Source organism: Tenacibaculum finnmarkense (assembly GCF_900239185.1).
Taxonomy (GTDB): domain Bacteria; phylum Bacteroidota; class Bacteroidia; order Flavobacteriales; family Flavobacteriaceae; genus Polaribacter; species Polaribacter finnmarkensis.
In genome coordinates this window covers 44,611-55,857 of record NZ_OENA01000016.1, presented here as the reverse complement: position 1 = coordinate 55,857, position 11,247 = coordinate 44,611, and the positions used below count along the sequence as shown (strand labels likewise).

The following is an 11,247-nucleotide window of genomic DNA, read 5'->3' as shown; positions in this document are numbered from 1 at the left end:
AATGAAATCACCATATATATTATTCATAATTTTTATAAGCATATTTACTTTTTTCGGGTGCTCAAAAACCATTCCGTTAGATGATATATACGAACCTCATGTAATCGTACGAGGAGGAATAACAAAAAATAATATAATTTTTGTAGACTTACAACAAACGGTACCTGTAAGTGTAATAACGAAAAAACCAATTAATACAGCAAAAGTATCTTTGCATACCAAAGCAGAAAATAGTGCCGCTAAAAAAATAGCCGATGTATTAATTTTAGATGAAAAAGAGGGAAAATATGCCATTAAAAAGAAGTTTAATCCAATGGTAGGTAATTATTATTGGATAAAAATAATTTTAGAAGATGGCACTATTTTAGAATCAGTTCCTGAATTATTTAAACCGAAGGTTGTACTAAATGAAATTACAAAAGAAGATGAAAGTACCCGTATAACTTTTGAAGATTTTTCAGGAGATAAAAAAGATTTTTATCTGGTTACTTATACTTTTTATACTAAACAAGGTGATGTGATCTTCACTGATTTTTTAATTGAAAATGATGTGTTTTTTGAAGAAGGCGAAGCTGCTTTTTTTGAAATAGAAGATATATCAGATAGTGTAGAAGTTGAAATATCAAGTATAAGCTTTAACACCTATAATTTTCTGAAAAGTTATTTAACTCAAATAGAAACGCAAGATATTGATGATGGAGATTTCTTTTCGCAATTATTCTCTGGTCCGCCGGCTAATTTAGAGGGGAATATTATAAATAAAGCAACAGGAAGAAAGGCGTTAGGTTTTTTTGAATTATTTAATCCAGCAGTTAAAAAACAAGATTTTTAAACCATGAATAATTTTTTGTAATTGTGGTATAATAGGTAAAATATAAAAGGAACGTTTTTTAACGTTCCTTTTTTTTATTTAGCATTTTTGTTAAATTATCATTAAAAAACAACTAATTAAAAGTAGTTTTAAAACATTTTGTAAATTTGTGTGTTTACAAATACTACCTTTAAAGAAAAGTAGCTTGTTTAACAAGTATAAAATAGTAGAAAATAGTACATTTAGCATTATGGCGAAAGTAAAATATCATTACGACCCCGATACCTTATCATATCGAAAAATAGAGTCTAAAAAAAGCGAAACCTATAAGAAATCTTTCTTAGGTATTGTGGGGGCTTTGTTAATTGCCTTTTTTGGTTTTATAGGGTTTAGTCAGTTTTTAATGTCGCCAAATGAAAGATCTCAAAAAAGAGAACTTGAAAATTTTAAGCTGCATACAGAATTGATGTCTAAAGAATTAAAAATGTTATCGGAGCGTTTATCAGAATTACAAGAAAGAGACGATAATATTTATAGAACTTATTTTGAGGCAAGTCCAATATCTAAAGAGCAACGTAATGCTGGTTTTGGTGGAGTAAATAGGTACAAACACTTAGAAGGATTTAAAAATACCGCCATGATTACCAATGTAACCAAAGAGATAGAAATGTTATCTAAACGAATGGTGGTACAGTCAAAATCGTTAGATGAAATTGTTGCTTTGGCTAAGGAAAAAGAAAAAATGTTAGCTTCAATACCTGCTATTCAACCTGTAAAAAATCAAGATTTAAAACGAATGGCATCTGGTTATGGTATGCGATTGCACCCTATTTTAAAATCATGGAAAATGCACAACGGAATGGACTTTACCTCGCCAAAAGGAACGCCTATTTTTGCTTCAGGAAACGGAAGAATTAAAAAAGCACATAGAAGTACTACGTTTGGCAATGTGGTTTATATAGATCATGGTTATGGTTATCAAACTATTTACGCTCACATGAGTAAAATAAAAGCGAAACAAGGGCAGAAAGTAAAAAGAGGTGATGTAATTGGTTATGTAGGAAACACAGGACGTTCAGCAGCAGCTCACTTGCATTATGAAGTACATAAAAATGGAAGACCTGTAAATCCTATTTATTATTATTATGGAGATTTAACACCCGAAGAATTTGTAGCAATGCAAAAAGCATCGCAACAAAAAGGACAATCATACGATTAATATTTAAGTAAAATAGTAAAATAACACGCCAAGTAAATGTATGTAGAATTACCTGAAAAAAGATATTATAAAATAGGCGAAGTAGCAAAAGCTTTTGACGTTAACGTATCATTAATTCGATTTTGGGAACAAGAATTTGACATTATTAAACCTAAAAAAAATCCGAAAGGAAATCGATTATTTACCAAAGAAGATATTGAAAATTTTAAATTAATTTTCAACCTGGTAAAAGAAAGAGGTTTTACCCTAGAAGGTGCTAAAAAGAAGCTAAAGAGAAACCCTATAGATGTTATAAATAATCACGAAATTATTAGTAGATTAGAGGCTGTTAAGGCAACTTTACAAAAGATAAAAAATCAATTATAAATAAAATTCAAGAAAAATAAAGAAAGATGAAAAAATTTATACCAATTATTATAGTAGCTATAGTAGCATTTTCAGTTTTTAAATGGGCTGTAAATTTTCAAAATACTGCTGTAGAATATCAAGAAAATGCAAAAACAACTTGGTCTAATGTTGAGAGTTCGTACCAACGTAGAAATGATTTAATAGGAAACTTAGTAAAAACCGTACAAGGCGCTGCCGATTTTGAAAAAAGTACGTTAATTGGTGTTATTAATGCTAGAGCTAAAGCAACTTCGGTAAATATAAATGCGGGCGATTTAACCCCTGAAAATATGGCGCAATTTCAAAAAGCACAAGCAGGTTTAAGTGGAGCTTTATCTAAATTATTGGTATCGGTTGAGCGTTATCCTGATATTAAAGCAAACAAGAATTTTTTAGAATTACAAAGCCAACTAGAAGGAACAGAAAACAGAATTAACGTAGCACGCGACCGTTTTAACGAAAGTGTAAATATTTACAATAAATTAATCAAAAAATTCCCAGGATCTTTCTTAGCAGGGCTTTTTGATTTTGATGAAATGAACCGTTACAAATCAGATAGAGGTTCTGAAAATGCACCAAATATCGATTTTAACTTTAAATAAAAATAAATGCTTCAAGTAGAAAATTTTCTTACTATTCAAGAAGAACAAGAAATTATTTCTGCTATTCAAATTGCAGAGAAAAACACTTCTGGTGAAATTAGAGTTCATATAGAAGCATCGACTAATATAGTGGCTTCTCAGCGTGCGCTAGAAGTGTTTCATCTGCTAAAAATGGACGCTACCAAATTGCAAAATTCGGTATTAATTTATGTAGCTGTACATGATAAAAAATTTGTTATTTATGGCGATAAAGGTATTGATAAAGTAGTGCCTGAAAACTTTTGGGATACTACAAAAAATACCATGCAAGCTCATTTTATAACAGGGAAATTTAAAGAAGCTATTGTTGCAGGGATTTTAAAAACAGGACAAGAATTAAAAGCTCATTTTCCTTGGAAAACAGATGATAAAGATGAATTGTCTAATAAAATATCGAAAGGATGATTCAAAAAAAAACAGGGAATAAAATAGTGTTTTTTAGTATTGCTTTTTTACTTTTAAGCATTCAAACTCTTTTTTCACAAGGCTTTAAAATTCCTGAAAAACCAGCTTTTCAAACCAGTGTTTATGATTATGTCGGGTTGCTTTCTCGTTCACAAAAATCACGTTTAGAAAGTAAATTAATTAAATATTCAGATACTACTTCTACCCAAATAGTGGTGGCAATTATCAATTCCACCGAAGGTGAAAACATTAACTATTTAGCGGCTAATTGGGGCGAAAAATGGGGCTTTGGACAAGCAAAAGAAGACAATGGTGTTTTTGTTTTATTAGCACATAAAGACCGTAGAATATCTATTCAAGCAGGTAAAGGAACGGAGCATTTATTAACCGATTTTACCTCTAAAAGAATTATCGAAAGAAACATTATTCCAGCTTTTAAACAAGGTGATTATTACACGGGTTTAAATAACGGAGCCGATGCTATTTTCAAAACCTTAAATGGCGAATATACAGGTAGCAGGAAAGAAAAAGATGAATTTGATCCTAGTATTATTATCTTTATAATTATTATGGTCGTATTTTTTATTATTATTTCAAGAGGCGATAAAAATAACCGTGGCGGTGGAAAACGATATCGAAAAACAAGCAGTGCTGGCAGTATTTTCGAAACTATAATTTTAACTAATTCAGGACGTGGTAGTTTTGGAGGCGGAAGCTTTGGAGGTTCATCAAGCGGTGGTGCTGGCTTTGGTGGCGGTTTTGGCGGTGGTAGTTTTGGTGGTGGTGGTGCTTCTGGAAGTTGGTAGAACGAGTGTGTAGTATAAACTTAAATTAACCTTAAGGAAAACTAGCTGAACTACTTTTGCTGAAAATTAATTAGCAAAACAACAAGATGGCAACAAACATTAAAAGGAGAAATTTTTTAAAAAATACTCTTTTAGCAAGTGGTGGAATACTTTTCGCAGCAAACTTTATTAGCTGTACTACTGATGATCCAATAACAAACCCAATTCCTACTAATTTATCCCAAGAAAACTTTAATGAAGGCGTAGCAAGTTTTGACCCTACAAATTCACAAGTAATTATTTGGACACGTTACACAAGCACTAAGCCTTCGGTAGCAATTACCTGGCAAGTAGCAACCGATGAAAAATTTGAAAATATTGTACGCCAATCAGAGGTAATTACCGATGCTTCTCGTGATTATACACTGGCTGTTGAGGTAAAAGAATTAGCCGAAAACCAAAAATTATATTACCGTTTTATCAATATTGAAGAAAAAACAACCTCGGTAGTTGGTAAAACATTAACCTTTGGAGCTAAAACTTCGGATGTAAAATTAGCGGTCACTTCTTGTGCAAATTATGCCTACGGATATTTTAATGTATATGAGGCAATTAATAAATCGGAAGCTGATGTGGTGGTTCATTTAGGTGATTATATTTATGAATATGGCGAAAATACGTATGGTTCATTTAGAACGCCAAATCCGAAAGGCGAAATAATTTCTTTAGATGATTACAGAACCCGTTACCGTCAATATCGTTCAGATAGCAAGCTAAAAGACCTGCATCAAAACAAACCCTTTATTTGTATTTGGGATGACCATGAAGTTGCAAACGATTCGTATAAAGATGGGGCTGAAAATCATCAAGAAAACGAAGGAAGTTATACTGCTAGAAAAAATAGCGCCTTACAAGCTTACAGCGAATATTTACCAAATACGACTAATATTGCTGATAATGAAATTATCTACAGAAATTTAAAAATAGGAAATTTAGCCGATTTAATTTTATTAGACACCCGAATAATAGGGCGTGACAAACAATTAGAATACGCTGATTTTTACACTTCAAAAGGCGAGTTTGATGTTGCTTCTTTTCAAAAAGAATGGTTAAATCCTAACAGAACCATGCTAGGAACTACCCAAAAAACATGGTTTGCGAATCAAATAGCAGCATCAAATGCGAATTGGCAAATTATCGGGCAACAAGTTTTAATGGGGAAAATGTTAATGCCCGCAGAATTATTACCAATTTTAGCTCGTGTTTCGGCAGAAGCAGCCGCAATTGGTGGCGCATCGGAAGCAACTTTTGGCGCATTTCAAAAAGCGATTACCGAATTGGTAACGATTAAAACAAGATTTTTACAAAAAGACCCAAGTTTAACACCTCAAGAAATAGCCAGAATAAAAACCGTTTTACCATATAATTTAGATGCTTGGGATGGTTATTTTATGGAAAGAGAAGCGCTTTTAGCTAGCTTCAAAAATAAAAAAGTAGTTGTTTTAGCAGGCGATACGCATAATGCTTGGCAAAGTGATTTAACCAATGCAAGTGGTGAAAAAGTAGGGGTCGAATTGGCAACAAGTTCGGTATCATCACCAGGATTAGAAAAATATTTAGGCGCAGGAGCATTGCAACTAGAACAGGCATTAAAATTGTTAGTCGATGACTTAAATTATAGCGATTTTTCACGAAGAGGTTTCATGGAATTGCATATAAATCAAGCATCGGTCGTTTCAAATTGGAAATATGTAAGTACTGTAATTAGCGAAACTTATACCACAAAAATAGGGCATAGCCTAACGGTTTAAAATCAGTATATTAAATATCAAAAACATCAAAAACATATAAAAGAGTTCCTTGAAATTTATTTTGAGGAACTTTTTTTCTTTAAGTATTTTTTGAAGCAATTTCCCGCTTTCCGCACTCGCTCTTTTTTTGAAAAAAAATCAAAAAAAGGAGCTCAAACAAAGCTTCAATCGGGGCTAGGGGTATTTGCAAATTATTAAAATTATGCAAACAAGCAAGTTACTTCTCTAAAAAATAAAATCGTATCATTGCGCTTAATAACCGTGTTTTTTATGAAAATAATAATGATATGTCTTGCTTTTATTTCACTAATTAGTTGTCAAAATTTTGGCGAATTAAAACTGAAATGTAATTTGCCAAAACAACTAGAAGAAGTTTCAGGAATCGAAAAAATAAAGAATAACGAATTACTTTGGATGCTAAACGATAGCGGAAACAAAGCAATTATTTATGGCGTTGATGCTGCGGGTGAAATTATCAGAGAAGTTGCTGTAAATACCAAAAATACTGACTGGGAAGATATCGCATCCGATGAAAACGGAAACCTATATATCGCCGATTTTGGAAATAACGATAATAAGCGTAAAAATTTAAAAATCCTTAAAATAAATCATCAAGACTTAGTAGAAAAAGATATTGTTGATGTCGAAAAAATTAAATTTTCCTATCCTTCTCAAACCAAATTCCCTCCTAAAAAGAAAAAGCGTTTTTTTGATGCCGAAAGTTTACTATATAAAAACGGATTTTTATATATTTTTACTAAAAGCAGGGTTAAAAATAAGTACGGAATAACAACATTATATAAAGTTCCTGCTAAAAAAGGAAATCATGTAGCAAAGCGTATTTCAACCTTTGAAACCTGTAATGATTTACCTTGTTGGATTACCGCAGCAGCAATAACTTCTGATGGAAAAAAAGTAGCCTTATTAAATGGTCAATCGGTTTTTATATTGACCAATTTTATAGGCGATGATTTTTTCTCTGGAGAAATTAAAGAATATCCGCTAGGGCATGTTTCTCAAAAAGAAAGCATTACTTTTAAAGATAACAATACCCTTTATATTGCCGATGAAAAAGCCCATGGAAAAGGCGGAAACTTATATGAGTTTACCATTAAATAAAGCGTATTAATAGCATAATCCATCCAATAACTAATAACAAACCGCCGATTGGCGTAATTGGTCCTAAAAACGACATTTTTTTTCCTTTGGCATCAGATAAAATTAATCCGTAAATACTAAAAGAAAACAGCATAATTCCTATAATAAAAGCCCAACTCATAAATTGATTTGGAGCAGGAAAATAATTCCCGATAAACAATAAAACAAGGGCGTGGTACATTTGATATTTCACGCCTGTTTCAAACGATTTTAATTGATCTTCAGATAAAATTTTCTTTAAAGCATGTGCGCCAAAAGCCCCAAAAATTACGGCTAAACCTCCAAATAAAGCCCCTGATACTAATACTATTTGTTGTGTAATCATATATTGTTTTTTTAAAAATTAAAACCTAAAGCAAAAGCTATTTGTAAGCCTTCGTGGCTATTGAATGCAGAAGCTTTAGCTGTCATCATATTTGCGGCATTAAAGAAAATACCTCCACCAATAGAAGTGTTCCATGTATCGGAATTCATATTCTTCATCCACACTTTACCATAATCAAAACCTCCGTAAATTCCAATATATAAAGGAATTAAACTTGTTTTTAAAGTGGTTAAATTTAGGCGAATATCAGTACTATGATAAAAAGCATTTTTACCTGTAAAACGTTCGTTTCTATATCCGCGTAATCCATTATTTGCTCCTAAACTAGCCCCTTGATAAAACTCAAAATCATTACCAAAAATAAGATGTCCTTTAAATTTAGTGGCAAGTACTATTGTTCCGCTAGGAATTAATTTGTAATCAAAAGAAATAGACGGAATTGTATAGGCAAAACTATTTTTATTTTCTAAATTATAAGTATAACCAATTTGCAGTGCTGTTTTCATTCCTGTGGTAGTAAAAGCAGTATTATCGGTATTTTCAAAATGATAACTAGCTTGAGTATTAAAGAAATTTTGACGGTTAAAATGAATTTTTTGTGAAGTAATAAATCGACCAGAAGTTTTATCAATTTTAAATGATTGATAATTAATTCCTAATTTTAGTATTGCATCCAAATCACTTTTCCAATGAACCGAAGAACCTGCGATTAATTTACTTATTTTAACTCGATTATAATCTTTGTTTTTAAAATTATCTGCTTCTAAGTTTATAGAATTATTCCCAAATCCGAAGAAATTTTTTGCATAATTAGGGCTTGTGTATAGTGTGTTAAATCCTAAATTCCAATTACCGATAATATTTGCAAATTCATTGGAGTAATTTAATTCAAAACCATCTGTAGCAAAATAATATGCCCCAGAAATTTTATGCTGTGCTGTAAACGGATTTCTTTCAAAACCATTAATAGTGTAAGTGTTAGAAACGCCTATTTTAAAACCGTCATCAGGGTTTGCACCAATAATTGGCACTAAAACATTGGCATTGTTCTTTAATTTTTTATAATTGTATGTATTTATTTCGTAGTCGTCTGTTAATTTTTTACGTCCTTTATTGGTAATAAAAGTATTTTTCTTTGATTTATAATCGTAAATTTTTACTTTTTTACCATTTCGAATATCATAATTATCATTGTTCTGTCCGCCAATAATTCGAAGTTTAATCAACTTATCTCCGTTACCTTTTACCACAAAATCATCATCATCATCTAAACCATAAATCCATATTTCTTTAGTTTTTGAATGCTTATAAGTTCTTTGATGAAAAACAGCTCCTTTTTCTCCTTTTTTAATTCGATATGCAGTAACATTTGTTTGTCCGTTTGGCAATCGATTAATTTCAAACCAATCATCTTTATTCGTTCCTTTAATTACTTGAAATTTATTGATATGACTAAAATAAGTATCAGATATTTTTTGCAGATTTTTCCTTCTTCCTTGTAATTTTTTCTTGATGATTTTAATTGTTTTTCCTTGTACTTCTTCAGGAAAATGATTGAAAGCTTCTGCTATAATTTCATCTGTAATTGTAGCTGCAATATGTTTTACTTGAGCATCCCAAACCTTTTTATCTGACTGACTAATTAAAGACATATCTAAAGGATACGGCTCTAAATTAAACCATTTCGGACTTTTTAAATCTTCTTTATAGGCTTTCATTAATCGTAAAGCAGGGATTATTCTAGTAGCGATATTTAATAAAAAACCATCACCCATAATTGAAAATGCTTGATCTCTATCTCTAGGAACAGGGCGATAAATTGTATGCCCATTTTCTTTAAAAACAGCCCAACGCCATTGGTCTTCGTGTCTGTCCCAATCGCCGATTAGCATATCAAACAAACGAGCTTTTATATAAGCTGATTCGTCTAATATGTGTTTTTCACTTTTAGCTAATTTTTTTAATAAATCATCTGTACTAATTATTTTATCAGAAAAACCAAAACTTGCTTTATCGCCATGACCAGATGCGGCACGTTCTTCAATCATATATAATTCATCGCCAAATTCAGCATTAAAAGAACCCAATGCATTTTGCTTTGGAATATAATATAAAACAGGGTTTGTATGATAAATTCCAGCCGCTTTAGACAATGTTCCGATGGTAAAAGGTGCATACGGATGCGAGCCTGTAAATGCGTCTAATAATAAACTTTCGGTATATGTTTTATCAAATTGATCTTTTAAATATTGATCTTTAAAAGCAACTGCTTGTAAATATTGAACCGCATTTTTACGCAAGGCACGCATTACATATTCACGTCCTTTTTTATCGCGTAAGCGCAATGATTTAGATTGATTTCCACCACCTTTTCTAACAGGTCTTAATCCGCCAAAAAGAGTATCTAAATTTACCGTTGGCGCTGTTACTTTTGTTCCGAAGTCTTTTCGATAACGTTTTCCCCAAAAATATTCGAATGCTTTTGTTTTTTTAACTTCTTTATCGCTGTAAATACTAGCCGATTTTTTTGTAATATTTCGATAAGGATACGTAATAAATTTTTTGTTTTTATCCGCAGGAAAAATACTAGTTTGGTACACTACTTTATGTTCATTTACTGAATAAAAACGAACATTAGAGCTCCCGTCTTTATAAATATCTAATTGTGCAAAACCTTGACTTCCGTAAGTGAATTTTGCACCACCAGTTAATTTAGTAGCACTACTTTTAGAACCTGAACCACTAATTATTTGGGGCAAATTATCTTCAACAATGTATTGTAAACTATGCTCGTGACCAGAAACAAAAATGGTTTTATCGTTTTCTTGAGCTAAAGTTGTAATGTGTTTTTTAAGCTCGTTATATTTTTTATTTTGTAAATCAACATTGGCAATACCAGTGGTTTTTCTTAGGATATTTTTTAGCGTTCCTAAAACAGGAAGTGGGCTTAAATGACTTTTAAAAGAATAATATCCACCGTGAGAACCATTAGTAAACATCGGATGATGCAAGGCAATAATTGTTGTTTTTCCTCTTGCTTTTTTAATTAATCCTTTAAATTCATCAAAGAATTTTTTTCTTGTTTTTATATCGCATTTGTCGTTTATTTTTGGATGATTATCCCAATTAGTAACATACCAATGTGTATCGACAATAATTAATACGACATCTTTAGAAATACTTACTTTTTTTAATGGACAGCCATTTTCAGGTAAAAAAGAGTTTTTTCCTAATGCTTTTTCAACTAATTTTTCTTCTCTTTTTAAGCCATCTAAACCGTTGTACCAATCATGATTTCCTGGGATAAAAATTGAATTACCAGCAAATTTTTTAGCAATATCTGTTTGTACTTTAATTCGGTGTTTTGCTAACGGATATTTTTTTGATTTTTTAGATGGAACGCCTGTTTCATAAACATTATCACCTAAAAAAAGTAAAGTGGAATTTTCAGAAACTGTATCAATGTGTTTATTTAAATATTTTAATGCAGGCGATATTTTTCCTAAATCAGAATTTCCAGCATCGCCAATTAAATAAAAAGTATGGGCGATTTTTTTATCAGAATTTAGCTTGTTTTTTTCTTTTTCAATGTTTTTTACAGCGTTTTTATCGGCATATTGCGCCTTAAAAGTAGCGCAATTATTTAATAATATAACCGTAAAAAAAAGCACTAAATATCTAAATTTTTTGATGAAATTCATACCT

At 31.2% G+C, this 11,247-nt stretch carries 10 protein-coding genes; 8 read left to right on the top strand and 2 right to left on the bottom strand.

Going from position 1 to position 11,247, the window contains the following annotated elements; genetic code table 11:
- Window position 1 precedes the first annotated feature (1 nt).
- The 8 genes from AQ1689_RS01815 to AQ1689_RS01780 all read left to right on the top strand — a co-directional run bounded on the left by AQ1689_RS01815 (window position 2) and on the right by AQ1689_RS01780 (window position 7,178).
- Window positions 2–832 carry a DUF4249 family protein gene (locus tag AQ1689_RS01815; RefSeq protein ID WP_101955002.1) on the top strand — a complete coding sequence of 277 codons (831 nt, stop codon included), beginning with the start codon at window positions 2–4 and terminating at the stop codon, window positions 830–832.
- 229 nt (window positions 833–1,061) lie between these two features.
- Complete coding sequence (locus AQ1689_RS01810) at window positions 1,062–2,030, top strand: M23 family metallopeptidase (RefSeq protein ID WP_101914302.1); 969 nt, start codon at window positions 1,062–1,064, stop codon at window positions 2,028–2,030.
- A 36-nt stretch (window positions 2,031–2,066) separates the two neighbouring features.
- Window positions 2,067–2,396, top strand: coding sequence for a MerR family transcriptional regulator (locus tag AQ1689_RS01805; protein WP_101914303.1), 330 nt, complete (start codon window positions 2,067–2,069; stop codon window positions 2,394–2,396).
- Between the two features lie 26 nt (window positions 2,397–2,422).
- Complete coding sequence (locus AQ1689_RS01800; RefSeq protein WP_101914304.1) at window positions 2,423–3,019, top strand: LemA family protein; 597 nt, start codon at window positions 2,423–2,425, stop codon at window positions 3,017–3,019.
- 6 nt (window positions 3,020–3,025) lie between these two features.
- Window positions 3,026–3,463 (top strand): TPM domain-containing protein, encoded by a 438-nt coding sequence (locus AQ1689_RS01795; protein ID WP_101955001.1) that lies wholly within the window; start codon window positions 3,026–3,028, stop codon window positions 3,461–3,463.
- Window positions 3,460–4,269: a TPM domain-containing protein gene (locus tag AQ1689_RS01790; RefSeq protein ID WP_101955000.1), complete on the top strand. Its 810-nt coding sequence runs from the start codon at window positions 3,460–3,462 to the stop codon at window positions 4,267–4,269. The genes AQ1689_RS01795 and AQ1689_RS01790 overlap by 4 nt, the downstream gene beginning before the upstream one ends.
- Window positions 4,270–4,355: 86 nt before the next feature.
- Complete coding sequence (locus AQ1689_RS01785; protein ID WP_101954999.1) at window positions 4,356–6,059, top strand: alkaline phosphatase D family protein; 1,704 nt, start codon at window positions 4,356–4,358, stop codon at window positions 6,057–6,059.
- Between the two features lie 351 nt (window positions 6,060–6,410).
- A complete protein-coding gene (locus AQ1689_RS01780) occupies window positions 6,411–7,178 on the top strand; it encodes an NHL repeat-containing protein (protein ID WP_232122572.1) in 768 nt (255 codons plus the stop codon).
- On the opposite strand, the gene AQ1689_RS01775 is transcribed toward AQ1689_RS01780, so the two are convergent.
- Both AQ1689_RS01775 and AQ1689_RS01770 read right to left on the bottom strand, forming a co-directional pair.
- Window positions 7,171–7,542, bottom strand: a complete 372-nt coding sequence (locus tag AQ1689_RS01775) for a DUF423 domain-containing protein (protein ID WP_101954998.1) — start codon at window positions 7,540–7,542, stop codon at window positions 7,171–7,173. The two genes, AQ1689_RS01780 and AQ1689_RS01775, sit on opposite strands and share 8 nt — an antisense overlap.
- 11 nt (window positions 7,543–7,553) lie before the next feature.
- Complete coding sequence (locus AQ1689_RS01770; RefSeq protein WP_101954997.1) at window positions 7,554–11,243, bottom strand: metallophosphoesterase; 3,690 nt, start codon at window positions 11,241–11,243, stop codon at window positions 7,554–7,556.
- Window positions 11,244–11,247 lie beyond the last annotated feature (4 nt).